The 23839-nt window shown below is 41.5% G+C and carries 27 protein-coding genes, 4 pseudogenes, 1 riboswitch and 1 other annotated feature; of the genes and pseudogenes, 1 reads left to right on the top strand and 30 read right to left on the bottom strand.

The annotated features are described in order from the left end of the window. Positions 1-295: 295 nt before the first annotated feature. From ABID27_RS04465 to hisC, 5 genes and pseudogenes are all read right to left on the bottom strand, one after another. Positions 296-706, bottom strand: a pseudogene (locus ABID27_RS04465) (VirB4-like conjugal transfer ATPase, CD1110 family); the annotation flags it as partial. Beyond that, positions 683-1018, bottom strand: a pseudogene (locus ABID27_RS04460) (histidinol dehydrogenase); the annotation flags it as partial. The pseudogenes ABID27_RS04460 and ABID27_RS04465, both read right to left, overlap by 24 nt. Then, positions 1015-1524, bottom strand: a pseudogene (gene hisG / locus ABID27_RS04455) (ATP phosphoribosyltransferase). The pseudogenes ABID27_RS04460 and hisG, both read right to left, overlap by 4 nt. Before the next feature lie 39 nt (positions 1525-1563). Then, a pseudogene (locus tag ABID27_RS04450) lies at positions 1564-2193 on the bottom strand (ATP phosphoribosyltransferase regulatory subunit); the annotation flags it as partial. Positions 2194-2216: 23 nt separating this feature from the next. Next, positions 2217-3266 carry a histidinol-phosphate transaminase gene (hisC, locus tag ABID27_RS04445; protein ID WP_354280540.1) on the bottom strand — a complete coding sequence of 350 codons (1050 nt, stop codon included), beginning with the start codon at positions 3264-3266 and terminating at the stop codon, positions 2217-2219. 486 nt (positions 3267-3752) lie between these two features. Here hisC and ABID27_RS04440 point away from each other — a divergent pair, with 486 nt between their 5' ends. Beyond that, positions 3753-4481 carry a DUF554 domain-containing protein gene (locus tag ABID27_RS04440; protein WP_354280538.1) on the top strand — a complete coding sequence of 243 codons (729 nt, stop codon included), beginning with the start codon at positions 3753-3755 and terminating at the stop codon, positions 4479-4481. 40 nt (positions 4482-4521) lie between these two features. On the opposite strand, the gene ABID27_RS04435 is transcribed toward ABID27_RS04440, so the two are convergent. The 25 genes from ABID27_RS04435 to ABID27_RS04315 all read right to left on the bottom strand — a co-directional run bounded on the left by ABID27_RS04435 (position 4522) and on the right by ABID27_RS04315 (position 23802). Next, positions 4522-5217, bottom strand: a complete 696-nt coding sequence (locus ABID27_RS04435) for an LrgB family protein (RefSeq protein ID WP_253366145.1) — start codon at positions 5215-5217, stop codon at positions 4522-4524. Then, positions 5218-5586 (bottom strand): CidA/LrgA family protein, encoded by a 369-nt coding sequence (locus tag ABID27_RS04430; RefSeq protein WP_253366147.1) that lies wholly within the window; start codon positions 5584-5586, stop codon positions 5218-5220. A gap of 120 nt (positions 5587-5706) precedes the next feature. Further along, positions 5707-6369, bottom strand: coding sequence for a phosphate signaling complex protein PhoU (gene phoU / locus ABID27_RS04425; RefSeq protein WP_354280535.1), 663 nt, complete (start codon positions 6367-6369; stop codon positions 5707-5709). Between the two features lie 29 nt (positions 6370-6398). Next, on the bottom strand, positions 6399-7157 hold the full coding sequence (gene pstB, locus ABID27_RS04420) for a phosphate ABC transporter ATP-binding protein PstB (RefSeq protein ID WP_253366151.1): 759 nt from the start codon (positions 7155-7157) through the stop codon (positions 6399-6401). Positions 7158-7168: 11 nt separating this feature from the next. Continuing rightward, on the bottom strand, positions 7169-7972 hold the full coding sequence (gene pstB / locus ABID27_RS04415) for a phosphate ABC transporter ATP-binding protein PstB (protein ID WP_354280533.1): 804 nt from the start codon (positions 7970-7972) through the stop codon (positions 7169-7171). An 11-nt stretch (positions 7973-7983) separates the two neighbouring features. Beyond that, positions 7984-8871 carry a phosphate ABC transporter permease PstA gene (gene pstA / locus ABID27_RS04410; protein WP_354280531.1) on the bottom strand — a complete coding sequence of 296 codons (888 nt, stop codon included), beginning with the start codon at positions 8869-8871 and terminating at the stop codon, positions 7984-7986. Next, positions 8861-9778: a phosphate ABC transporter permease subunit PstC gene (gene pstC, locus ABID27_RS04405; RefSeq protein WP_354280529.1), complete on the bottom strand. Its 918-nt coding sequence runs from the start codon at positions 9776-9778 to the stop codon at positions 8861-8863. The genes pstA and pstC overlap by 11 nt, the downstream gene beginning before the upstream one ends. Before the next feature lie 2 nt (positions 9779-9780). Continuing rightward, positions 9781-10653, bottom strand: coding sequence for a phosphate ABC transporter substrate-binding protein PstS family protein (locus ABID27_RS04400; protein WP_253366173.1), 873 nt, complete (start codon positions 10651-10653; stop codon positions 9781-9783). Between the two features lie 136 nt (positions 10654-10789). Further along, on the bottom strand, positions 10790-12094 hold the full coding sequence (locus ABID27_RS04395) for an RsmF rRNA methyltransferase first C-terminal domain-containing protein (protein WP_354280526.1): 1305 nt from the start codon (positions 12092-12094) through the stop codon (positions 10790-10792). Then, positions 12094-12861 (bottom strand): inositol monophosphatase family protein, encoded by a 768-nt coding sequence (locus ABID27_RS04390; protein WP_253366179.1) that lies wholly within the window; start codon positions 12859-12861, stop codon positions 12094-12096. The genes ABID27_RS04395 and ABID27_RS04390 overlap by 1 nt, the downstream gene beginning before the upstream one ends. Next, positions 12842-13129, bottom strand: a complete 288-nt coding sequence (locus tag ABID27_RS04385; RefSeq protein ID WP_354280524.1) for a UPF0223 family protein — start codon at positions 13127-13129, stop codon at positions 12842-12844. The genes ABID27_RS04390 and ABID27_RS04385 overlap by 20 nt, the downstream gene beginning before the upstream one ends. 2 nt (positions 13130-13131) lie before the next feature. Beyond that, a complete protein-coding gene (locus tag ABID27_RS04380) occupies positions 13132-13533 on the bottom strand; it encodes a Spx/MgsR family RNA polymerase-binding regulatory protein (protein ID WP_354280522.1) in 402 nt (133 codons plus the stop codon). Positions 13534-13588: 55 nt separating this feature from the next. Next, on the bottom strand, positions 13589-14518 hold the full coding sequence (locus ABID27_RS04375) for a bifunctional riboflavin kinase/FAD synthetase (protein ID WP_354280520.1): 930 nt from the start codon (positions 14516-14518) through the stop codon (positions 13589-13591). Positions 14519-14544: 26 nt separating this feature from the next. After that, positions 14545-15435 carry a tRNA pseudouridine(55) synthase TruB gene (truB, locus tag ABID27_RS04370; RefSeq protein WP_354280518.1) on the bottom strand — a complete coding sequence of 297 codons (891 nt, stop codon included), beginning with the start codon at positions 15433-15435 and terminating at the stop codon, positions 14545-14547. A gap of 65 nt (positions 15436-15500) precedes the next feature. Beyond that, positions 15501-15884, bottom strand: coding sequence for a PaaI family thioesterase (locus tag ABID27_RS04365; protein ID WP_253366188.1), 384 nt, complete (start codon positions 15882-15884; stop codon positions 15501-15503). Positions 15885-16042: 158 nt separating this feature from the next. After that, a complete protein-coding gene (gene rplL / locus ABID27_RS04360) occupies positions 16043-16408 on the bottom strand; it encodes a 50S ribosomal protein L7/L12 (protein WP_354280516.1) in 366 nt (121 codons plus the stop codon). A 65-nt stretch (positions 16409-16473) separates the two neighbouring features. Next, complete coding sequence (gene rplJ / locus ABID27_RS04355) at positions 16474-16968, bottom strand: 50S ribosomal protein L10 (RefSeq protein ID WP_253363249.1); 495 nt, start codon at positions 16966-16968, stop codon at positions 16474-16476. A gap of 27 nt (positions 16969-16995) precedes the next feature. Continuing rightward, positions 16996-17133, bottom strand: a sequence feature (ribosomal protein L10 leader region). A gap of 76 nt (positions 17134-17209) precedes the next feature. Next, positions 17210-18007: a formate/nitrite transporter family protein gene (locus ABID27_RS04350; protein ID WP_354280908.1), complete on the bottom strand. Its 798-nt coding sequence runs from the start codon at positions 18005-18007 to the stop codon at positions 17210-17212. Positions 18008-18106: 99 nt separating this feature from the next. Continuing rightward, positions 18107-19378 carry a nucleobase:cation symporter-2 family protein gene (locus tag ABID27_RS04345; RefSeq protein WP_253363247.1) on the bottom strand — a complete coding sequence of 424 codons (1272 nt, stop codon included), beginning with the start codon at positions 19376-19378 and terminating at the stop codon, positions 18107-18109. A gap of 1 nt (position 19379) precedes the next feature. After that, positions 19380-19961 carry a xanthine phosphoribosyltransferase gene (locus ABID27_RS04340; protein WP_354280513.1) on the bottom strand — a complete coding sequence of 194 codons (582 nt, stop codon included), beginning with the start codon at positions 19959-19961 and terminating at the stop codon, positions 19380-19382. Positions 19962-20053: 92 nt separating this feature from the next. After that, a riboswitch (purine riboswitch) is annotated at positions 20054-20149 on the bottom strand. Positions 20150-20355: 206 nt separating this feature from the next. After that, positions 20356-20943, bottom strand: coding sequence for a ribosome biogenesis GTP-binding protein YihA/YsxC (gene yihA, locus ABID27_RS04335; RefSeq protein WP_253363243.1), 588 nt, complete (start codon positions 20941-20943; stop codon positions 20356-20358). 8 nt (positions 20944-20951) lie between these two features. Then, a complete protein-coding gene (gene clpX / locus ABID27_RS04330) occupies positions 20952-22178 on the bottom strand; it encodes an ATP-dependent Clp protease ATP-binding subunit ClpX (RefSeq protein ID WP_253363239.1) in 1227 nt (408 codons plus the stop codon). A 19-nt stretch (positions 22179-22197) separates the two neighbouring features. Further along, the gene (locus ABID27_RS04325) at positions 22198-22368 is read right to left on the bottom strand and encodes a hypothetical protein (RefSeq protein ID WP_253363236.1); all 171 of its coding nucleotides are present in this window, start codon (positions 22366-22368) and stop codon (positions 22198-22200) included. 2 nt (positions 22369-22370) lie between these two features. Further along, on the bottom strand, positions 22371-22883 hold the full coding sequence (locus ABID27_RS04320) for a dihydrofolate reductase (RefSeq protein WP_253363233.1): 513 nt from the start codon (positions 22881-22883) through the stop codon (positions 22371-22373). A 79-nt stretch (positions 22884-22962) separates the two neighbouring features. Further along, positions 22963-23802, bottom strand: a complete 840-nt coding sequence (locus ABID27_RS04315; protein ID WP_354280510.1) for a thymidylate synthase — start codon at positions 23800-23802, stop codon at positions 22963-22965. Between the last annotated feature and the right edge of the window lie 37 nt (positions 23803-23839).

The following is a 23839-nucleotide window of genomic DNA, read 5'->3' as shown; positions in this document are numbered from 1 at the left end:
ATGTCCATTTGTCATCAGGTTATGAAAGCCCCAATGACCTCCTCCGTACCTTTTGGTATAAGTGTTTCAGCCTTATTTCACTTAGTCCCTGTAACGACTCTTGCAATGATTCACTATCTGTTCACCATAGTATTCTTATCCTAACAGTCCATCTGATTTAGGCTATCAGACTTTCCATATTGTTCCACAGGCTTCCCAACATGACCGTTAACCAGTCAAGCAGGCTGTGGTAGGATTACTCCAAATGGATAGAGTAGCTATCTCTAGCAATTTATCATACGACTTCTTGTCGCACCTCATTTTCTGGGTCAACAATAATAATTTCGGTATCACTATCTGCTTCTTTGAGCTTTGTAGAGATGATTTCATGCTTTGTCGCCATCCCTTTACCAACTCCAGAAGTCCCTAAAATCAAACCTGACGGAGTATTTAACTTGCCACGGTCAATACTAATAATATTGCTTGAGATTTGATTGATGCCATAAAATTTCCCACCCTTGTCCTGAATATCAACAGAAGTCCAAGGTACGTTAACGGCAATGTTGGAAGTCAGTAGAGATCGAGAAACACCTTCAAGATAGTTCTTCCCAAATGGCAAGAGACTATTAAAGGCCGCTTCTTGCATGTAGGTCAAGTTGTCAATAATCATATCATTAGACCCTGCCACTTGCTTGATAATATCAAGAGATTGTTTGAGTTGGTCTTCAAAGCCAGTCTCCAATTGTTGGCGGTGGTAAGATTCGATGTTAGCCTTGGCATTTTCAAGCGCTGACAAGACCGCTTGGTCCACATCCTCAAAAGCTTGGTCAATCAAATCTTGAACCACTTCGAAATCAGCTAGGTCAATGCCATCAAACTGTTTACTATAATCACGCAAAACGTCATCACCACGCGTCTTAACCGCCTCAATAATATCACGAACAGTTGCTTCGACATCTTCATTTTGACGGCTGAGTTCCAACTGTTCCTGTGCTAAAATAGCGGAAATTTCTTGATTCGTTCCACTTAATCGCTTCATTTGAAAGCCACCTCTCTATCTCCTACCAAGCCTTCCAAGGTCTGAATGAAAGGCAAAACCGCTGCATGATTTTTCAGCGCAGCCTTATTGACAATGAGCCGAGCTGAAATCCGACAAATATCTTCATAAACTTCAAGACCATTAGCCACCAAAGTTGAACCAGTCTCCACGATATCGACAATAACATCTGCTAAGCCAATGACAGGCGCAATCTCAACTGACCCTTGGGTGGAAATGATTTCACATCTTCACCCTTTTTGGGCAAAGTGATTTTTCGCCACGGTCGGATATTTGGTCGCAATACGCTTGCGCTTATGATCAGACGGGCCGTAGTCTGCCGTTGATGCCACCGCAAATTTACAAAGTCCAAAATTCAGATCCAACATTTCAAGATAGCCCGTCGGATGTTCGATGAGCACATCCTTTCCAACCACACCCAAGTCAGCCACCCCATGACGCACATAAGTGGTCACATCAGGCGCCTTATCGCCAAAGACTTTGAACATGAGTCCTGTATAATAATAAGGCACGGGCTTACGCGCCTGCTCCAGCGCCTCTTTCCAATCCTCAAACAAGAACGGAAGCTGACTGATAAAGCCATCAAATTCACTCGGATGCGCCAGGGTAAATTCCTTCAGCCCGGTCACATTCTTATCTTGGATTGCCTGCTTAAAATTCTGTAATTCATTATCAGCAAGCGTCATACTTTCAAAGACCGTTTCTAAAATGGCCGCATGGGATAATTCAAACGTTACTTGGTCCAATTTTGCCACATCCAAGGCTTCCTTGGCAGACAAGAGAACTTCTTCGACAGCTAGTTGCACTGGATAGCCAATCATTTCCACACCTGCCTGTGTGTGTTCATTTGTCAGTCCTCTCAGATCTTCGTGACGTTGAAATACCTTACCCGAATAGGAAAATTTCACCGGAGTTTGAACCTTGGTCTAAGCAATAACACGGTCAATTTGACTAGTCACATCTGGTCTCAAACTCAAGAGCTGTCCTTCCGTATCAAACAGATTGTGGTGTTGACTGGATACCTGATTCGAAAAAACCTCGAAATGCTCCATGGTCGGCGTCTCAATCCGATTAAGCCCCTTTTCCATCAGCGAATCGCTGATAGCGTGTTCAATCTTGTAGGTCACCCGCGATCGCTTAAACAACTTATCATGCATGCCCTGCGGCAAGGTCATCTTCTTCATCCGCAAATCCTCCTGATTTCCGACATCACTTCTTCCATTTCCGCCTGCGTTCCGATGGAAATGCGAAGGTAGTCCTTGAGCCTCGCTACCTTTGGAAAATAGCGGACATAGATTTCTTTTTCTTGTAGTTTTTGGAACAAATGGCTGGCACTAACGGTCTGCGGCCTAGTCAAGACAAAATTGGTCTGACTTGGTAGCACCTCAAAGCCCAAATCAACTAATTCTTGTGCAAACCAATCACGAGTCGTCATGATTTTCTGACAAGTCCCCTCATAGTAAAGCCAGTCTTCTACCGCAACTGTCGCTAATTTCTCAGCAAGAGCATCAAGGTTATAGGGATTGACAGAATTCTTGATAGCATTGATAACTGCTATGAGCCTGGGGTTTCCGACACCGTATCCAACCCGCAAACCAGCAAAAGCAGCATCTTTTGAGAACGTTCGCGTGATGAAAAGATTATCGTATTTTTCAAGCAAGGAAAGAGCTGTCTGACCACCAAAATTGATATAGGCTTCATCTACAATAACCACCACATCCTGATTAGCCTGAATAATTTTCTCAATCTCGTCCAAAGGTTTGAAAATACCCGTTGGCGCATTTGGATCTGTGATGATGATACCTCCATTTGGCACGTGATAGTCTGCCCCATCAATCTTAAAGTCCGCTGTCAAAGGAATCTCCTTAAATGGAATATGATAAAGGTCAGCCCATACCTTGTAAAATCCGTAAGTTAAGTCTGGAAAAAGCACTGGTAAATCGTCATTAAAGAAAGCTAGAAAGGCCATAGATAAGATATCATCTGAGCCATTTCCGACGATAATTTGGTCAGCCGGAACTTGAAGTTGCTTAGATAAAGCCTCTCGAAACACAGCCTGGTCCAAACTTGAATATTTACGCAAACAATTCCCATCAAAATGAGCAAACGCCTCTAGCACCTTTGGGCTAGGCTCATAAGCATTCTCGTTGGTGTTCAGTTTAATCATCTTGTCACCACTTGGCTGAGCGCCGGCAACATAAGCATCGATTTGTCTTAGTCCTCTTATCATCGTTCTTCCTTTCTTGTCATGAGAGTTAAAAAAATCCTCACAAAAATACATTTGTAAGGACGCTGAAAACGTGGTTCCACCTTTATTCGGCCATCAATCGCTTGATAACCCTCATGAAGTTCGAGACTCCTAGTCGCTAACGAAACCACCCGACTTATACTACACACTGTACCAACCAGCTTCGCCTAAGCACTCGAGAATGTGGGGTTCAAGGATTGCACACCGTCTCACCCTTAGGCGCTCTCTGTCTCTTGTCTTAAACCATAGACTTCGTCTATCTTCTCTCATAGATTTGAATATTTATGTTATTTTACACTAATTCTTTAGCTAAGGTAAACATAATTTTCATATTTTTCAGAATTTTTTGATAAAAAAATCAACTCAATTTCAATATTTGTATTTTTTTACATAAATTGTTGAAATACCCTTGAAATTCTGTTTTTCAGTGATAAAATAGAACAAGATAAAAAATTGAGGAGATACCATATGCCAACTGGCGTGATTATAAACTCTCTCTCCATCGTTTTTGGAGGGATTTTGAGCGGCTTGGTCGGACACAAACTGACGGAAGAATTTAAAACACAAATCAATCTAATTTTTGGAATTTGCTCGATGGGCATGGGAATCGCCTCCATCGCTGGAATGAAATTTATGCCCGCTGTCATTTTTTCCCTCGTTATCGGAACAGGCTTAGGATTGGTTTTAAACTTGGGCGATAAAATCAACCAAGTAGGACTTTTGATGGAAAAGGCTATGACTAAAATCCTGCCTGAACAGCCACGGGACATACCTCATGAAGAATTTTTAGCTAGCTTATTGACTGTTATCGTCCTCTTTTATGCTAGCGGCACTGGAATTTATGGTAGTTTGGATGCCGGTATGTCAGGAGAGGCGACTATTCTCATCTCAAAGTCAATTTTAGACTTTTTCACAGCCGCGATATTTGCCTGCAATCTGGGCTATATCGTATCTTTAATCGCTATTCCCCAATTCCTCTTTTTCACCCTTCTCTTTTATCTGGCTCGCTTTATTGTCCCTATGACAACACCTGACATGATAGCTGATTTCAAAGCTTGCAGTGGATTTCTCATGCTGGCAACTGGTTTTAGGATGATTCAAGTCAAACTCTTTCCAGTGGCAGATATGATACCTGCCATGATCTTGGTCATGCCTCTAAGTTGGTTTTGGGCACAGATTATTTTACAAATTTTATAGACAAAAATGGGCTAGGAACTTTGTCCTAGCCTCTATTTATTTACTTTAAAATCAACTGCGCCACTATTGGACTGACAAGGACGTACATGATACCTGTAATACCAATTGACAAGCCAGCCATGGCTCCTGCTACTCGTCCATATTGTAGCGCAGCTCCTGTTCCCACAGCATGTCCTGTCCCTCCCAAGGCCAAGCCAATCACCACAGGATCTTCTACTTTCAGCACTTTCAAGATAACTGGCCCGAGGGCACTGGTCAGTATTCCAGTGATAACGACTACGACCAAGGTAATGGTCATCATTCCACCCATCTTATCCGTAATTCCAATCGCCATAGCTGTCGTCACGGATTTTGGAAAAAGAGAAATAGCTAGAAAATAATTCATCCCAAAAACTTTCGCAATAGCAGCCGTAGAGCAAGTATTGGCCAGACAAGCTAGAAAACTTGACAATAAAATACTACGTACATGATGCTTCATCAGATGAAAAGTCCGATAGAGAGGAATAGCTAGCGCTACCGTTGAAGGGGCGATAAGAGTGGTTAGGTACGACCCGCCAACGTAATAATCCTTGTAAGAAATACCTAAAAATTTCAAGAAAGCAATCAAAATCACCGTAGCAAGCAATAAAGGCGTAGTCAACGGATGCGGAAACCGTCTAAAAATCATCATTCCTATAAAATAAGCCACGATACTGGCCATAAGCCCAAACATTGGGCTCGAAAATAGCTCTGCCATTTACTTGCCCTCCTCAAAGTCGCCTTCGTACCGATTTTTGATGAAGCCAACAACAAATGCAATAACCACCATATTTAAGACCAAAGCTCCACCAATAATCAAACTAATCGGAAGTAAATAAGGTTTGATAGCTGTGAAATTCTCCATAATCCCAACAGTAGGTGGTAAAAAGAGAATGGTCATATTCGCCAAAAGGAAACTCCCCACCTTATCAATATGCCGCAAACGAATCCATTTCATTTCTAGGGCAATAAAAAGCAAGAGCAAACCGATAATACTACCAGGAACTGGCAAGTGAAACAAAGTCGAAATCGCCTCACCAGCAAATGAAAAACACAAAATAATCATTAATTGCACGTATAATTTCATGAAAACACCTCACCTACTAGTCTACTACTCTGAAAACAGAATGCAAGAGACTGAAACGTTTACATGAGAAGAAAAATAAAGGCAGCAAAAAAAACCGGTCTCCCGGTTTTTTCATTTTTATTATAATTCTGTAATTTTACCTGTATTGATGTAGCAAACCCACTCACAGATATTTTTAGCATAATCACCAATTCGTTCCAAGTAAGAAATGACTTGGTAATAATCGCGACCTGCAATAATGGCATCTGGATTTTTACGAATTTCGGCAGTTGCCAATTCACGGATGCTATCAAAGTAATGGTTGACGATTTCATCATGAGCAGCAATTTCGTAAGCTTGCTCTTCGTTTCCATTTCCACTGTTGAGATACAAATCCAAGACAGATTCAACAAATTTACGCACTTCTTTACCCATTTTATTGATTTCTTGCTCAACTTCTGGGATACGCAATTCACCTTTCATACGGATAGTTGCTTCAGCAATCGCAGCAGCATGGTCACCCATACGCTCGATATCGCTGGTTGCTTTCAAAACAGTGATAACCGTACGGAGGTCTGTTGAAACTGGTTGTTGGAGAGCAATAATTTCAAGTGATTTTTGCTCCAATTTCACCTCAAAATCATTGATTTTCGCATCTGCTTCAATCACTTCTTTTGCCATCTCACGGTCGTGAGTAATGAAAGCGCGAACCGTTTTGTTGATTTGTCCTAGGACTTCATTTCCCATTGCATAGAATTGATTGTGCAATTTCGCTAATTCTTCTTCAAATTGTGAACGTAACATTGTGGCCTCTTTCTTCTCTTGACTAATTTCTAGCCAAATTTACCTGTAATATAGTCTTCAGTTTCTTTATTTGCTGGGTTCAAGAACATGTCCTTAGTTGTGTTGTATTCAACCAAATCACCGTCCAAGAAGAAACCAGTGTAGTCCGAAATACGTGATGCCTGCTGCATAGAACGTGTGACTACTACCATGGTATATTTTTCTTTCAATCCATAAAGGGTATCTTCAATTTTACCTGCAGAAATAGGGTCAAGGGCTGATGTTGGTTCGTCTAAAAGAATCACTTTTGGACTGGTTGCCAATACCCGAGCCACACAGACACGTTGCTGCTGACCACCTGACAAACCAAGTGCAGAATCATGAAGACGATCTTTCACCTCATCCCAGATAGATGCCCCAATCAAAGAGGTTTCAACAGCTTCATCCAAGATTTGCTTGTCCTTAATCCCGTTGATTCGCAAGCCGTAGACCACATTTTCATAGATAGACATTGGGAAAGGATTGGGTTGTTGGAAAACCATCCCAATTTCCTTACGTAAGTCTACTGTATCTGTCCGTGGACTGTAGATGTTGCGACCATTGTAATTAATAGCTCCTGTCAAGGTCACTTCTGGGTTCAAGTCACCCATGCGGTTGATAGAACGTAAAAGTGTTGATTTCCCTGAACCTGAAGGTCCAATGAGAGTTGTAATCTTATTCGGATAAAAATCAATTGACACGCTGTTGAGGGCTTTTTTCTGGTTGTAATAAACAGATAAATCTTTTACTTGAATAATCGGTTCTGTCATTTTATCCCTTTCTAACCAAAGTGACCTGATACATAGTCACTTGTAGACTTCAACTTGGCATTTTGGAAAATATTGGCAGTCTTGTCATACTCGATCAAGTCTCCCAAATAGAAGAATGCCGTATAGTCACTCGCACGAGCGGCCTGTTGCATGTTGTGTGTCACGATGATAATGGTATAATCCTTTTTCAGTTCAAACATGGTTTCTTCCAGTTGCATAGTGGCAATTGGGTCAAGGGCTGAAGCCGGCTCATCCATAAGAAGGATATCTGGTTTTACAGAAATCGCACGAGCGATACACAAACGTTGTTGCTGACCACCTGATAAGGTCAAAGCAGACTTGTGCAAGTCATCCTTGACTTGGTCCCAAAGAGCAGCTTGTTTCAGAGATGTTTCTACGATTTCATCCAATACTTGCTTGTCTTTCACCCCCATACGTTCATGTGCAAAGGTGATATTGTTGTAAATAGATTTGGCAAATGGATTCGGACGTTGGAACACCATACCGATATGCTTACGAATTTCATAGACATTCATATCAGGACGATTGACATCGATGCCGTGATAAAGAATTTCACCCGTTACTTTGGCAATATCGATGGCGTCATTCATGCGGTTCAAACTACGGAGGTAAGTTGATTTCCCACATCCAGATGGTCCAATCAAGGCCGTAATTTTATTTTTTTCAAACTGCATATCGATTCCCTTGTTGGCTTCTTTTCCACCATAGTAGACATGAAGGTCTTTGGTTTCAAGAGCAATTTTTTCCTGAGGAAAGGTAATGATATGGCGTTCATTCCAGTTATATTCAGTCATTTCTTCTCCTTTTAAGAAGCGGAAGTCAATTTGGCGTGAAGAATGCTACCCAAGCGGCGCGCAGCTAAGTTGAAAATCAAAATGAAAATCAAGAGCACTGCTGCACTTCCTGCCGACACTTGCGTCGCATCAGGAATAGTACCTTCACTATTTACCTTCCAAATGTGTACAGCCAAGGTTTCTGACTGACGGAAAATAGAGATTGGGCTGGTTACAGAAAGTGGATTCCAGTTAGACCAATCAAGCGCTGGTGCTGACTGACCAGCTGTATAAATGAGGGCGGCTGCTTCACCAAAGATACGACCAGAAGCAAGGACGATACCAGTTACGATACCAGGAAGAGCTTCGGGAATAACAACATGAAGGACAGATTCCCAACGTGACAATCCAAGTGCCAGACCTGCTTCACGTTGCGTGTGGTGAACCGTACGCAAACTATCTTCTACAGTACGAGTCATTTGTGGCAAGTTAAAGACAGTTAGCGCCAAGGCACCTGAAAGGATAGAAAATCCATATTCAAACTGAACAACGAAAATTAAATAACCAAAGAGACCAACGACCACTGATGGAAGTGAAGACAAAATCTCAATACACGTACGAATGAAGTTTGTCACTGGTCCTTTTTTAGCATATTCAGCCAAGTAGATACCTGCTCCTGTTGACAATGGAACAGAGATGAGCAAGGTTACGACTAACAGGAAGAAGGAATTATAGAGTTGAATTCCAATCCCTCCACCAGCTTGGTAAGAAGATGATTTCCCTGTCAAGAAATGCCAGCTGATATGCGGAATCCCTCTGAGCAAGATATAGAGAATCAGAGAGGTCAAAATCAAGACGATAACGGAGGCAATAGCATAAAGAATGCCCGTTGCCAGCTTATCCATTTTTTTAGCGTGCATAGTTTTTCTTACCCTCTCTTGTAATCAATTTCATAATCATATTGAAGACCAAACTCATGAGCAACAATACCAAGGCGAGTGACCACAAAACATTATTTTGGACAGTTCCCATTACAGTATTACCAATTCCCATGGTTAGGACAGAAGTCAAGGTTGCCGCTGGCGTTGTCAATGAAGTTGGAACAACTGCTGAGTTACCCACCACCATCTGAATGGCCAAAGCCTCACCAAATGCACGAGCCATACCGAAGATGACTGCAGTGAAAATACCAGGTTTTGCAGCGTTTAAGACAACGCGCCAAATGGTTTGCCAACGGGTTGCTCCCATAGCCAAGCTAGCCTCACGGTAATGGCGAGGTACAGCCTTCAAGCTATCTACAGTCATAAAGGTTACTGTTGGCAGAATCATAACAAAGAGGACAAAGACCCCTGACAAAATTCCAAAACCAGTACCACCAAAAATACTACGAACAAAAGGTACTACGACTTGAAGACCGATAAATCCATAAACCACGGATGGAATACCGACCAACAACTCGATAACAGGTTGCAGAATTTTAGCACCACGCTTCGGAGAAATTTCAGTCATAAAGACAGCTGCTCCAATGGCAATCGGTGTTGCGACTACTGCTGATAAAATCGTTACAATAAAGGAACCTGAAATCATTGGAAGTGCACCAAAAATTTTGGCACTTGGTTCCCATTTTGAACCGAACAAGAAATCAGCTAGATTAACGCCGTCTACAAAGAAGGTAGACAAACCACGTTGGGCAACGAAAATCAAAATCATAAAGACAATAAAAACAATCAAGGCTAAGCAAAGAAAAGTGATTGTTTTTCCTAAGCGCTCCAAGCGAGAATTTTTCGATGGAGAAGCCAATTTTTTCGCGAGTTCTTCGTTTTTCATATTTACTCTCCAATCTTGCTAACTTTTCCGTTAGCATCCTTCGTCACTTTCATATCATGGATTGAAATGTAACCCATGCTTGATACAATACCACCTTGCACTTCTTCAGACATCATGTATTCGATAAATTCTTTGGTTAATTTGTCCTCAGAGCCTCGTGTGTACATATGCTCATATGACCAAATTGGCCAATTATTTGTTGTGACATTCTCAGCGGTTGGTTTGTAACCGTTCAGCTTAATCGTTTTAACTGAGTCGTCTAGATAAGCAAAGGCTAGGTAAGAAATCGCACCTGGTGTTTGAGCTACGATAGACTTAACCATCCCGTTTGAATCTTGCTCTTGACTCTGAACGGCAGATTGACCATCCATGACAACTGCATCGAAGGTCGCACGAGAACCAGAACTAGATGCACGGTTGATGATAGAAATATCCAAGTCTTTTCCGCCTAGTTCTTTCCAGTTGGTAATTTCTCCTGTGAAGATTTTGCGGAGTTCTTCCGTAGTAATATCTTTCACATCAACTTTTTTATTGACGATAACAGCCAAACCAGCTACAGCTACTTGATAATCCTTCAACTTGCTTTCGTCAATCCCATCTTTTTCTTCAGCAAAGAGGTCACTGTTTCCGATTTCAACGGCACCAGACTGAACCTGTGATAACCCTGTACCAGAACCACCACCTTGCACATTGATTGATTTACCAATATTGGTACTACCAAACTCATCTGCAGCGGCTTCTACCAGAGGTTGAAGTGCTGTTGATCCGACTGCAGTGATAGACTCACCACGATCAATCCAACTAGAACAAGCAGTTAGGGCAACACCCGCACTCAACAATAGCGCAAGGGCACCAAGCTTATGCTTTTTTTTCATCTTTTGTATCCTTTTTTTTTTATGACCGTTCTTGAAAATCAGACGATTTACAAAAATTTTACAAGTCACGGTACAGTTCTACTATAACACATAAAATGAGGCTATGCAAAGAATTTTTCCTTAAAGCAAGCCCCTTTTAAACCTGAAATCGAAGGCCTTTTGGGAAGGTATTTTTCAAGGTTCCTGAGACCACTTTCGCAAAGCCGAGACCATTGCCATTTATCGCCACTTGATACCAACCATTTGGTAAATCTGACGCGACCTTGACAACATTTCCAGCCACATATTGCTGAAAATCCACTTCTGAAATGTCTACTCGACGGACAACTTCTTGGCTATGCAAGGCAAGTCCCAGAGCAAAACTAGGTTCAAATCGCTTCTTCTTGAAAGTCCCTAGATGCAGCCCATTTCGAGCAATTTTCAGCTTACTCAAATCTGGCAAACCATCCGGCAATAGATAAAGCTGATCACCAAATACCTGTAAAGTACCATTGATCTGAACCTTGAGATTTTCCTTGGCAAATTCTTGCCAGAGTTGACTCTGTTCACGACTGAGATTACTCTTAGCTGGCTTGAATTCTGACGACACTTCACTAGATAATAAGCGAAGACGGGCTACAAATTGCCCTTCTCCCTTAAAATGATGAGGGTACATCCGCAAGGTTCCCGGAATTAGACCAGAAACAGTCCCGTTCACATTTTCCAGTTCCTCTAACTCCATATCGTAGCTATCCAACAGCCACTGAATCACTTCCTCATTCTCCTCTGTAGACCAAGTACAGGTCGAGTAAATCAGACTACCTCCAGGACGGAGCATTTTCAGGGCTGATTGTAAGATTTCTCGCTGAAGCTCCGCACATTGAGCTGGATAATTCTCATCCCAATATCGCATGGCATCAGGATCTTTTCGAAACATCCCTTCACCTGAGCAAGGAGCGTCTAGCACGATCAAATCAAAATAACCTGAAAATACTTTTTCCAATCGATCCGCAGATTCATTAGTTACCACCACATTCCTGGCTCCGAAGCGTTCAATGTTTTCTACTAAGATCTTAGAACGTTTGGTTGAAATTTCATTGCTGACTAATAAACCTGTATTTTCTAGATAAGAGAGCAGGTGCGTGGACTTGCCACCTGGTGCTGCTGCCAAATCTAGAATCTTCATCTCAGCTTGCGGGTGAGCAACTTGGCCGACCACCTGCGCTGCGGGTTCTTGCGAATAAACCAAGCCTGTCACATGCTCAGGGGATTTGCCTGATACCTTCCCGTAATAAGACCACTCCATATGGGGAATCTTATCCGCATACTCTTGCTGCGTCTCCTTGAGCGGGTTGGTCCGAAAACCAGAAATCGGTTCTTGCTCAAAACTGTCAAAAAATGCCTGTGCTTCTTGACCGAGTAGTTGCTCATATTTTTCAATAAATTTTGCAGGTAATTGCATTACTGTAGATACCTTTTCATTTCATTTACTTTTGATTTAGCGATGAGTACCACATGCTCTCTTCCCGTAAAACTTGGCTTTTCTCCGTTTACATTTAAAAGGACATAGCCCAGCTTTTGGCCTAAAATACTCGCTGCCGCATAATCCCAAGGGTAGACGTAGGAAGTATGAACCAAAAGCCGCTGTGTAAGAACATGCGCAAAACTCAGACCTGCACTACCAATCGAGCGTGTCCCCAAAAATTGACGAGAAAAATTGGCTAGACCTGCATAATTTTGCTCAACCAGCCCTGCATTTATCCCAATCAAACCCTGTGAAAACGCCTTGTCGGTACTAAAAGGTAGCTGTTCGTCATTGACCAAGACCGGAAACTCGCCCCCGCCATGGTAAAGCAAATCATTGGTCACATCATATATAAGACCAAATAGGCCAACACCGTCTTCAAAATAAGCCAACAGCACCGCAAAATCCGTTTTTTGCACGATAAAATTTACCGTCCCGTCAATGGGATCAATAACCCATACATTCCCTTTCTCAATCGGTGCACGATTTTCATCCTCTTCGCCAAAAATCAAATCATCTGGAAATGCGGAGAGAATTTGCTGGGTCATACTTGTCTGTACTTCCTTATCCAAATGCGTTACCAAATCTGCAAAATTGGATTTGACTTCAACTGTCAATTCATCGTAGAGATGTTGACGCAAAAATCCACCAGCATCTCTGACGATTTTCTGAGCAAATGTGTATTTATCTGCGACTGTTGCCAAGGCGGAGAACTCCTTTCTGCTTTTCTCTAGCCGCCTGAACGGCTTGATAGGTGGAGTAACCAGAAACTTCTTGGAATTCACGATCAATCTGCTTTTCTTGGCCTTTGCTTTTTACAACTTCTTTAAATGCACGATAGCGCTCTAGCAAGATGCTTGCCTCAACGCCACCCTCATATGCTTTTTCCACTTGATTCAAAAAAGAAAGCACGGAGGAAAGCTCCTCTGTGCTCCAAGAAAAATCAAGTGGATATGAATAATTCTTGTCCATATCTATCCTATTTCTGCTCGTAATGTTGCGTTTTTCAGTTCTTGCTTTCGGTAACCCCTTGGCAAAAATGCGCGAATCTCATCCTCGTTGAAGCCAATCTGCATCCGTTTTTCATCCAAAATAATGGGACGACGAAGCAAGCTTGGGTAGGTTTCAATCAAACTAATCAACTGCGAAATGGATAACTCATCCACATCGACATTTAACTTTTGAAAGATTTTTGAGCGAGTTGAAATCAAGTCATCTGTGCCGTTTTCTGTTAAAGCCAGAATATTACGCAATTCATCCGCTGTTAACGGACTAGTCATGATATTATGCTCAGTAAAAGGTACTTGATGCCCGGTCAACCAAGCGCGTGCTTTACGACAACTTGTACAACTCGGTGATAAGAATAGTGTAATCATATGCATCCCTTCTACGTATTTCTTCTTATATAATTATACAATAGTTCAACAGTGATTACAAGCTTTTTCTTGGTCTCCAATTAAGAGAAATTGTCTCGTCTTTTTTCATTTGTTCCATCAATTCCTCGATGCCTGAAAATTTGACCATATCTCGAATCTTGTCTAGCCAGTAGATGGTGATTTTTTCACCGTAGATTTCTTTCTCAAAATCAAAAATATGAGCTTCTAGACGCAACTCAGTTCCATCAAAGGTTACATTCTTTCCAACACTTGCCATGGCCCGATAAATAGTACCTTCAATTTCCACATCTGCTACATAAACACCATCAGATGGCAAATATACGCGGTCAAAAGGGGCAAGATTGGCAGTTGGATACCCAATTGTCCGACCACGTGCATCACCATGAACCACAATTCCTTCAGTCGAAAATGGATAACCCAGTAATTCATTTGCCAAGGCCATATTTCCTTCAAGGATTGCCTGACGAATGCGGGTTGAAGAAATTTTTTCCCCTTCGAACTGGACCTCATCGACAACCTCGACCTGTCCAGCAAATAAACGGTCCAACTCTTCTACTGTCGCTCTGCTATTTCCAAAATGATAATCGAACCCTGTCACGACAACTTGAGCATTGAGAGAAGTAATGTACTTGTCCACGAACTCCTCTGCCGTGTGCTTAGAAAATTCACTAGTAAACTCTTTGAGTATCAATCGGTCAACACCGGCCTGCTCCATGAGTTGATAGCGCTTCTCGCTACTAGTCAAATGCAGCAACAAGTCCTGAGAAAACCGCAAAAAAGCTAGCTTCGGAGACTCCGGAAAAGTCAGTACAGTCACTGTCAGTCCCCTTTCATCCGCAATAGCCCGAGCACGCGAAAAGAGGGCTTGATGCCCACGGTGAATCCCGTCAAAGTAACCTAGAACTAGGACTGTTGGCTCCATCCCTCTCAAATTTTCTTCATTTTTAATTGTAATAATTTCCATAACGCCTTATTTTATCACAAATTAGTCTAAAAAACTTCTATAAAAACCTTGTTTGGCTTATATAGTTGCTCTCTTTTTTCTAAAATTGCCACTAATTTTCCTTGATGAAAAGCTGCTAAGCGTTTCGCAGTGTGATTCAGCTCTAAAAAGCGACCGAATCCGACTTCGCGCAATTCTTCTGCAGTTAATTCAACAATCGGCAAATCTCCAATCCCATTTTCAATCGGTTGCAAAAATGACCAGTCATCCTTGTCGACAAGGTCTGCAATTTCTGAAAGAGTCACGGCTGTATCAAGTGACATTCCAGCTGAACCCGTACGAACCAAGCGTGACATATGACTCTCTAGGCCTAATTTTTTCCCTAAATCCACAGATAGGGTCCGTACATAAGTCCCTTTTCCGCATTTTACTCGAAAATCAAACCGTGCGCAGCCATTTTCAAAAGTCACCGAGCTAGTTCGCTCGAAAGCGTAAATAGAAATCTCACGCTGCGGACGCTCAACCGTCTCCCCGGCACGAGCGTATTCGTACAATTTTCGCCCGTTGACCTTAACCGCTGAGTACATGGGAGGAACTTGGATAATGGTTCCCACAAACGACTGCATGGCACGATCAATGTCTTCTTCTGTCAGTTTTTCATCAACCGGAGCCACTGCAACTACTTCTCCACTAGCATCTTCTGTCGTAGTAGAAAATCCAAGCGTGACCTCTCCTTCGTAGACCTTCCCTTCTTCTTGCATGTACTCAATCAAGCGTGTAGCTTTCCCAAGCGCAATCGGCAAGACTCCCGTTACATCCGGATCAAGTGTACCTCCATGACCGATCTTCTTTTCCTGTACAATTTTTCTGAGTTTAAAAACAGCATCGTGGCTGGTCATGCCAGCCTCTTTTTTTAAGTTAACAATTCCTGAAATCATAAGGGTATTATATCATAGAAATCTTCCCAAAACAAAACCCTCAGCACTAGTCTGAGAGTTCCATTTTATTTTTCACGTTTACCTGTTACAAACATGGTAAAAATAGCCGTTGTCACCATTTCACCATTTTCATTTTTGATATGAACGTCCACAACCTTTGTCGTACGACCATTGTGAACACAAGAACCAATAACAGTCAGCTTATCTCCCAGACGACCTGCCCGAAGATAGTTGATGTTGGACTGGAGCGTGACCGCCTCAAATCCTGTCGAAATAGATACCAGACCGCTGACCTGATCGCAGAGAGTAAAAAGGTAGCCACCATGAGCATTTCCGTAGTAATTTAAAGAAGAATCAACAACCCGCGTCTCTAAGGTCACTTCCCCCTCTTCCCACTTGCTAATCTCATAGTTCTCAAAAACCTTGACTTCTTCTAAATTAAACTCCATTAGTCTACCTCACTTTTCGAACACTATTATAACAAAAAACTGAAAAAAAAGAGGGGTGGGGAGGTTCTAACTACTAATTTAGTATCAAATCAACTAACAAAAAACACCATTCCGAGGAATAGTGTTTTATTTGTTAAGCTACTTGAGTAGTTACTCTATTATTTAAGAGTAACTGAAGCTCCAGCTTCTTCCAATTTAGCTTTGATTTCTTCAGCTTCAGCTGCAGAAACACCTTCTTTAAGAACAGATGGTGCACCGTCAACAAGAGCTTTAGCTTCTTTAAGACCTTCGCCTGTGATTTCACGTACAACTTTGATAACGCCAACTTTTTTGTCGCCAGCTGCAGTCAATTCAACGTCAAATGAGTCTTTAGCTTCTTCAGCAGCACCACCAGCTGCAGCAACAGCTACAGGAGCAGCTGCAGTTACACCAAATTCTTCTTCGATAGCTTTAACGAGGTCGTTAAGTTCAAGGATTGTAGCTTCTTTAATTTCAGCAATAATGTTTTCAATGTTCAATGCCATTGTGAATTCCTCCAAATTGTTTTTAATAAATAATTGTTTGCAACCTTAGGCTGCTAATGTACGCATTAAGCTGCGTCTTCTTTTTCTGCAACCGCTTTGACAGCGTATGCAACGTTGCGAACTGGCGCTTGAAGTACAGAAAGGAGCATAGAAAGCATACCTTCGCGGTTTGGCAATGTTGCAAGTGCTTCGATTTCTTCTTTTGAAGAAACTTTACCTTCAACAGCACCACCCTTGATTTCAAGAGCATCAGCAGTTTTTGCAAAATCGTAGATGATTTTAGCTGGAGCAACTGCGTCTTGTGAGAATGCAACTGCAGATGGTCCTACGAACATTTCTGCAAGTCCTTCAAGACCAGCTTTTTCAGCAGCACGACGCAAGATTGAGTTTTTGATAACTTTGTACTCAACTTCTTCACCACGCAAGTTACGACGAAGAACTGTATCTTGTTCAACAGTCAAACCACGCGCGTCAACTACAACGATAGATGTAGCTGCTTTCATTTGCTCAGCAACAGCGTCTACTAATTCGGCTTTTTTAGCAATAATAGCTTCTGACATTTAGTTTACCTCCGTTTTTATTTTGGGATAGGCACAAAAAAATCGCACCTAAACCTAGACACGAAAGTACAATACGTTACAAATTTTTAAGTTACGTTTTGTGCCTCGGTAGGATATTTATGAGTCCAGCTCCCCTACTGTCTTAGGTCGGTTATTCAAAACCTTTATTAGGATATCACATTTATCTAGTCGAGGCAAGTATTTTCTTTCAAAAAATAGAAAAAATCGAGAATTTCTCGATTTAATCTACATATTTGTTTTCATTATGGTTAAACCATGCGTAGGAAAGACCGACAATCAGACCACCACCGATGTAATTTCCGATAAAGGCAGCTGTCCACTCACGGAAAATATTTAACCAGCCAAAGTTTTCGACTTGATTTGCAATCACGCTAAATTTCACGATAGAGAATGATGCGAAGTTGGCGATAACGTGTTCTTGTGCCAGATAGACAAAGAGGAATACTGCTGAGATGGCAATCCACATTTTAGCACTTGCGTTATCAATTAACAAGAAGGACAAGATGGCAACATTCACAAAGATATTTGTCAACACACCTTCCAGAATAATAAGTCCACTTGGTCGAGCAAGACGTGCTTTTACTCCACCTGCGATAAAGGACTGAATGTCCAGACTTGCAAATGAACTTGTTCTGGCAAATAGAAATCCGATAATCAAGGCTCCAATTAAGTTAAACAAAGTACAGTAGAGTAAAATAACCAAGGCCTTGTGCCAGGAAATTTTCTTCCAAAAGGTTCCGGCTGTTAAGTACATCATATTTGAGGTTGCTAGCTCTGCATTCAAAAACAGGATATAAATCAATCCCCAAGCAAATAGGAAGGCAAAGGTGAATCGTCCTAAAACCGGATGAACTTGATTAATCTGATCAGCTGCAATGGCTCCGCCAGCAGTTGACATGGTCAAGAAAGCACCAGCAAACATACTACGCAAGGCATATTTGCCTTTATGACGGTCAAATAATGACTCTTTTTTCTCTACTGCCGCTGTCACCTTTTTGTAAAATGTTGATTCCATAATTATCTCCAACTCCTTTTATTGCTTCATTGTATCACACTTTGAAAACGGAAACAATGTCTTTTCAAAAAAACATATACCAAAAGGCATATGTCCTTGTTATTATGCTTGTTGTTTACCATTTAAGACAAGGTTAAGTAGGATTGCACAAACTGTAGCAATGACGATACCATTGGTCAAGAACATCTGAACAGTTGATGGGAAACTTGCAAAAAGATTCGTACCGTTGAATCCAACACCTGCTGAAATAGAGACCGCCGCGATAATGAAATTATGCTCATTACCTGCAAAGTCTACATTATTAAGCATTTGCATCCCTTGAAGAGCTACCATACCAAAAAGAACGAGCATAGCTCCACCAAGAACCGGACTTGGAATCATTTGAGCAAGAGCGCCGAATTTAGGCAAGAGGCCAATGATTACTAAGAAAGCGGCTGTGTAATAGATTGGACGACGTGTTTTAATCCCTGATAATTGTACAAGCCCTACATTTTGCGAGAATCCTGTATAAGGGAAGGTATTGAAAATACCACCGAGAAGAACTGCTAGACCTTCTGAACGGTAACCGTTACGCAGACGAGTGCTATCCAACTGGTCATCTGTCAAATCAGAAAGCGCCAAGTAAACACCTGTTGACTCTACCATTGATACTGTCGCAATGATACACATCATCACAATAGAAGTAATTTCAAATTTTGGTGCACCAAAGTAAAATGGCGTTGGGATATGAACCCAGGGAGCATCTGCTACTACTGCCGTATCTACCAAGCCCATGAAACCAGCTAAGATTGTTCCGCCAACCAAGCCGATTAAGATTGAGATGGATTTGATAAATCCTGTTGCAAATTTTTGTACCAAGAGGATGATGAGAACGGTAGTCAGAGCCAAAATGACACTTTGTGCTGTTGGTGACTCAGCATTGTTTCCCATATTTCCCATAGCTACTGGAATCAAGGTTAATCCAATTGTTGTAATAACCGAACCTGTTACAATCGGTGGGAACAATTCAGCAATTTTTGAGAAAACTCCCGCAACCACAATCACGTAGATACCAGAAGCAATCAAGGCACCAAACATAGCACCTGAGCCTTGATTAGCACCGATGATTGAAAGTGGAGCAACTGACTGGAAGGCACAGCCAAGCACGACTGGAAGACCAATACCGAATTGTTTGCGCAATTGCAATTGTAAGAAGGTCGCAATCCCACACATGAAAATATCCGTGGAGATCAAATAAGTTAATTCTTTGGCTGAATAACCCAGTGCTCCGGCAATCATGATTGGTACCAAGATGGAGCCAGCATACATGGACAAGAGGTGTTGTAGGCCTAAGATAGCCGATTGAGAATGTGAATGTTCTTGTTGTTGTGACATATTAAGCATCCGCCTCCGTAAATACTACTGTGTTGTCTTTGAACTCTTGGATACGTGCAAGCGATGTAACGGGAACACCTGCTTCTTCAAGCAAAGCGCGACCTGTTTGGAATGACTTTTCAATGACAATTCCAACACCGGCGACCGTAGCACCTGCTTGTTGGATAATCTCAAGTAACCCTTTAGCAGCTTGCCCATTTGCCAAAAAGTCATCCACGATTAGAACGACATCATCTTCTTGCAAGAACTTACCGGCAATAGAAACGGTACTTGTCACTTGTTTGGTGAAAGAATAAACTTCCGCTGTCAGAATGCCTTCTGTCATAGTGATGTTTTTATGCTTTTTAGCAAAAATCATGGGAACATTAAGGGCTTGAGCAGCATAAATCGCTGGGGCAATACCTGATGCTTCAATGGTAACAACCTTTGTTATGCCTACATCCTTGTATTTTTCAGCGAATACTTTACCAATTTCTTGCATCAGCTCAAAATCCACCTGATGGGTCAGAAAACTGTCTACCTTTAGAATTCCTTCGCCTAAGACATTTCCATCTTTCAGGATACGTTCTTCTAATAATTTCATCCTAACTCCTTTGATATGACTGTTATTTTAAAATTTGAAAATCAAAAAAGGCTTGCTGTAAAATGCAAAAAACATTTTACTAGGGAAACCCAAGCAAGCCTTCGCTTACTTATTGTTAGACATTACGGTGTCTTGTAGAAACGACGAGCCAATCCTCGACATAAATAAGTATTTCTTTATCAAATCTAATGCTTATTCATTGTACCACTTTTCAATGATTTTTCAAGTATTTTGCTCCTATTTCTTTACATTTTATCAAAAAAACTTAATTTTATAATTATCAGACATCTTATTCATTCGTTATTTAGACTATTCTCAATCAAGTAAATGAACAAAAAATCCACATTTGAGCAAGAAAAAAGTCGAGAACTTGTCTCAACTCTTTCTAAGTTAATTAGATTTCATCCAAAATCGCTTCCCAAGCTTGGTCAAATCCGTGGCGTGTTTCCGATGAAAAGACAACGAATTTGTCAGACGAATCAAAATCTAGCTTTTTCTTAATAGCCGACTCATGCTTATTCCACTTACCGCGCGGAATCTTATCCGCCTTTGTCGCGACGATGATAACCGGAATTTCATAGTATTTTAGAAATTCGTACATCTGGATATCGTCTGCTGATGGGTCATGGCGCATATCTACTAAGCTGACTACTGCGCGCAAATTGTCTCGACTTGTCAAGTATTCCTCAATCATCTTGCCCCACTTGGCGCGTTCAGACTTGGATACCTTGGCATAGCCGTAACCAGGGACATCCACGAAGCGTAACTTGTCATCAATATTGTAAAAGTTGAGCTGCTGCGTTTTTCCTGGCTTACTTGACGTACGGGCCAAATTTTTACGTCCTAGCAAGGTATTGATAAAAGAGGATTTTCCGACATTCGAGCGCCCAGCTAGAGCAATTTCTGGCATGTCGTCTTGCGGATACTGAGCCTTAGAAACGGCACTTAGCATGATTTCTGCATTATTTGTATTGATTTCCATGCTTCCTCCTAGGCTGTTTCTAACAATGGATGTTCCAATCCATCAACGGCTGCTTTTGTGATGGTCACGCGCGTAACCTCTTCTTGACTTGGTATGTCAAACATGACATCCAGCATGGTTTCTTCAATGATCGAACGCAAGCCACGCGCACCTGTTTTGCGTTCAATAGCTTTGTTGGCAATTTCTTGCAAAGCATCTTCTTCAAAAATCAATTCCACATCATCATAAGACATAAGTGTCTGGTACTGTTTGACCAAAGCATTTTTCGGTTCAGTCAAAATACGTACCAAATCATCTGCCGTCAACTGCTCCAAAGCAGCAACAACTGGCAAACGACCGATAAACTCTGGAATCAGACCAAATTTTTGAATATCTTCTGAAATGATTTCCTGCATGTAAGAAGCGTCATCATCAATCTTGCGACTGTTTTGTCCGAAACCGATAACTTTTTCGCCCAAACGTTGCTTAACAATGTCTTCGATACCGTCAAAAGCGCCACCAACGATAAAGAGGATATTCTTGGTGTCAATCTGAATCATCTCTTGGTTTGGATGCTTACGACCGCCTTGTGGTGGAACGCTGGCAACGGTTCCTTCAATGATTTTCAAGAGTGCTTGTTGAACACCTTCACCAGATACGTCACGTGTTACGGATACATTTTCACTTTTCTTAGCAATTTTATCAATCTCATCGACGTAAATAATACCACGTTCTGCTCGTTCAATGTTGTAATCTGCCGCCTGAATCAATTTAAGAAGAATGTTTTCAACATCTTCTCCCACATAACCCGCCTCTGTCAAGGAAGTTGCATCCGCAATGGCAAATGGTACATTGAGCGACTTAGCCAAGGTTTGAGCCAAGAAAGTCTTTCCTGAACCCGTTGGGCCAATCATGAGAATGTTGGATTTCTGCAAATCCACATCGTTTTCATCACGACTATCTTGGAAATTGATACGCTTGTAATGATTGTAAACCGCTACTGCCAAAGCACGTTTTGCACGGTCTTGTCCGATAACATAGTGGTTAAGAATGTTGAGTAATTCTTGTGGTTTTGGTGTGTCAGCAAGGTCTGTCAAGACTTCTTCTGCTAACTCTTCGCGAATGATTTCTTGCGCTAATTCGACACATTCATTACAGATAAAGACATTGTTTCCTGCAATGATTTTCTTCACTTCTTCTTGATTTTTTCCACAAAATGAACAATAAATAAATTCTGGTTGGTTATGTCCCGCCATTATAATCCCCTAAATATTTTTAAAACAATACGCCGTAAAAGGCATGGATGCTATTGACCAAATTGGTCGCAGCGTTGAGCAAAAAAATGATTGCTAAGCCATAGCGTTTTTTCTGAAAAGCTTGAAGTGAGCAAAGTACACAGATACCGCACAACAAAGCTGTAAATAATCCAAATAAACTTTTTTCCATGGCTAGATCACTTTCCTGGCAAAATATTTCACCGTAAAATCACTAGCATTCTTTTCATCTTTTGGCCGGAAAACACTTCCCACTTCTTCGAAGTGTGACCAATCAAAATCACTAGGAAAATAGGTATCTCCCTCATACTCATCATGAATATCTGTCAAGATAATTTCATCAAGATAGGGTTCAAAGGCTCTGAAAACCTGTGCTCCGCCAATCACATACAAATTCTGTTCCTGCTTCTCATACCAGTCTAAAATTTCTTGAACAGAATGCATCACCTTGACATCTTGGTGGTCAACCGAAAAATTCTTATCTCGTGTCAGAATAATTGATATACGGTTTGGAAGAACACGTCCTCCCATCCCATCAAAAGTGACACGACCCATGACCATGACATGACCCATCGTCGTTTCTTTAAAATGCTGTAAGTCAGCCGGCATGCGCCATGGCAAGGTTTGATTTTTTCCAATCACGCCATTGACATCCTGTGCCCAGACTGCTGAAATCTTTTTAGTCATTCTCTCTCTCTTTCTGTCCTTTTCATTCTATCAAAAAATGGCTAAAAAAGCACTTGCCAACCTCGCAAGTGCTCCTATTTCAGATAGCTAAATCAAACTTAAGTTGTGGCTTGACTGGATCATAGTCTACCAACTCAAAATCTTCAGCTTTGATATCAAAGAAATTGGTTCCATCTGGGACATGCAATTCTAAACGTGGCTGACAAGCTGTCGGTTGTCTCCGCAAGAGTTCCTCTGCCTGTTCAAATTGATTATCATAAATGTGCAGATTATTGATGAAGTAGAAAAATTTTCCAACTTTCCATCCAAAATGCTTAGCAATCATCATCTGCAAAGCTACGTATTGCATAGCGTTAATGTGATGAGCCACCAGCATATCGTTGGAACGCTGTGTTAGTGTCGCATCCAGATAGATATCTTCATCTACTCGTCGCACATCAAACATGGTCTGAAAGGCACAAGGTAAGAGACCTTCTGTCGCTTCAAAGGCTTCGTAATCCCACAAGGAAATTACATTCCGGCGATTCCAGGGATTTTCTTCTAGCTGCTTAAGAATTTTAGTCATGATATCATGTTTTTTCACCACAGCTCCATAGCGCTCACCAATAGTGCGCGTGTCTCCCACTTCCCATTCATTCCAATAATAGACATTGTACTTTTCTTCCAGTAAATCAAGGCTATTAGACTGGTCTTGGTAAATCCACAAAACTTCCTTGATTGCTGATTTAATCGGAATTGGACGAAGAGTGGTAATCGGAAATTCACCTTTGGACAAGTCATACTCGGCAAAGACACCTGTCACATACTTCGAATTGGCCACATTTCCATCTTTATAACGCGGACGAGCATTTTCTGAAAAAACACCTTCCGCCAAGATACGCTCAATATTTTCTTTTAAAATCTTATCTGCTTTTGTCATGATTTTAGTATACCATTCAGAAGAAATTTTGTCCGAA

Origin of the sequence: Streptococcus gallinaceus, assembly GCF_040545695.1 — a bacterium.
Taxonomy (GTDB): Bacteria; Bacillota; Bacilli; order Lactobacillales; family Streptococcaceae; genus Streptococcus; species Streptococcus gallinaceus.
This window is presented reverse-complemented; position numbering and strand designations above follow the sequence as displayed.

Bases quoted from the DNA above. Each gene is read 5' to 3' on its own strand.
- hisC (WP_354280540.1), bottom strand. From the start codon at position 3,266: ATGATAAGAGGACTAAGACAAATCGATGCTTATGTTGCCGGCGCTCAG.
- ABID27_RS04440 (WP_354280538.1), top strand. From the start codon at position 3,753: ATGCCAACTGGCGTGATTATAAACTCTCTCTCCATCGTTTTTGGAGGG.
- ABID27_RS04435 (WP_253366145.1), bottom strand. From the start codon at position 5,217: ATGGCAGAGCTATTTTCGAGCCCAATGTTTGGGCTTATGGCCAGTATC.
- ABID27_RS04430 (WP_253366147.1), bottom strand. From the start codon at position 5,586: ATGAAATTATACGTGCAATTAATGATTATTTTGTGTTTTTCATTTGCT.
- phoU (WP_354280535.1), bottom strand. From the start codon at position 6,369: ATGTTACGTTCACAATTTGAAGAAGAATTAGCGAAATTGCACAATCAA.
- pstB (WP_253366151.1), bottom strand. From the start codon at position 7,157: ATGACAGAACCGATTATTCAAGTAAAAGATTTATCTGTTTATTACAAC.
- pstB (WP_354280533.1), bottom strand. From the start codon at position 7,972: ATGACTGAATATAACTGGAATGAACGCCATATCATTACCTTTCCTCAG.
- pstA (WP_354280531.1), bottom strand. From the start codon at position 8,871: ATGCACGCTAAAAAAATGGATAAGCTGGCAACGGGCATTCTTTATGCT.
- pstC (WP_354280529.1), bottom strand. From the start codon at position 9,778: ATGAAAAACGAAGAACTCGCGAAAAAATTGGCTTCTCCATCGAAAAAT.
- ABID27_RS04400 (WP_253366173.1), bottom strand. From the start codon at position 10,653: ATGAAAAAAAAGCATAAGCTTGGTGCCCTTGCGCTATTGTTGAGTGCG.
- ABID27_RS04395 (WP_354280526.1), bottom strand. From the start codon at position 12,094: ATGCAATTACCTGCAAAATTTATTGAAAAATATGAGCAACTACTCGGT.
- ABID27_RS04385 (WP_354280524.1), bottom strand. From the start codon at position 13,129: ATGGACAAGAATTATTCATATCCACTTGATTTTTCTTGGAGCACAGAG.
- ABID27_RS04380 (WP_354280522.1), bottom strand. From the start codon at position 13,533: ATGATTACACTATTCTTATCACCGAGTTGTACAAGTTGTCGTAAAGCA.
- ABID27_RS04375 (WP_354280520.1), bottom strand. From the start codon at position 14,518: ATGGAAATTATTACAATTAAAAATGAAGAAAATTTGAGAGGGATGGAG.
- truB (WP_354280518.1), bottom strand. From the start codon at position 15,435: ATGATTTCAGGAATTGTTAACTTAAAAAAAGAGGCTGGCATGACCAGC.
- ABID27_RS04365 (WP_253366188.1), bottom strand. From the start codon at position 15,884: ATGGAGTTTAATTTAGAAGAAGTCAAGGTTTTTGAGAACTATGAGATT.
- rplL (WP_354280516.1), bottom strand. From the start codon at position 16,408: ATGGCATTGAACATTGAAAACATTATTGCTGAAATTAAAGAAGCTACA.
- rplJ (WP_253363249.1), bottom strand. From the start codon at position 16,968: ATGTCAGAAGCTATTATTGCTAAAAAAGCCGAATTAGTAGACGCTGTT.
- ABID27_RS04345 (WP_253363247.1), bottom strand. From the start codon at position 19,378: ATGTCACAACAACAAGAACATTCACATTCTCAATCGGCTATCTTAGGC.
- ABID27_RS04340 (WP_354280513.1), bottom strand. From the start codon at position 19,961: ATGAAATTATTAGAAGAACGTATCCTGAAAGATGGAAATGTCTTAGGC.
- yihA (WP_253363243.1), bottom strand. From the start codon at position 20,943: ATGGAAATCAATACAAATAATGCAGAAATCATGCTAAGTGCCGTTTCT.
- clpX (WP_253363239.1), bottom strand. From the start codon at position 22,178: ATGGCGGGACATAACCAACCAGAATTTATTTATTGTTCATTTTGTGGA.
- ABID27_RS04325 (WP_253363236.1), bottom strand. From the start codon at position 22,368: ATGGAAAAAAGTTTATTTGGATTATTTACAGCTTTGTTGTGCGGTATC.
- ABID27_RS04320 (WP_253363233.1), bottom strand. From the start codon at position 22,883: ATGACTAAAAAGATTTCAGCAGTCTGGGCACAGGATGTCAATGGCGTG.
- ABID27_RS04315 (WP_354280510.1), bottom strand. From the start codon at position 23,802: ATGACAAAAGCAGATAAGATTTTAAAAGAAAATATTGAGCGTATCTTG.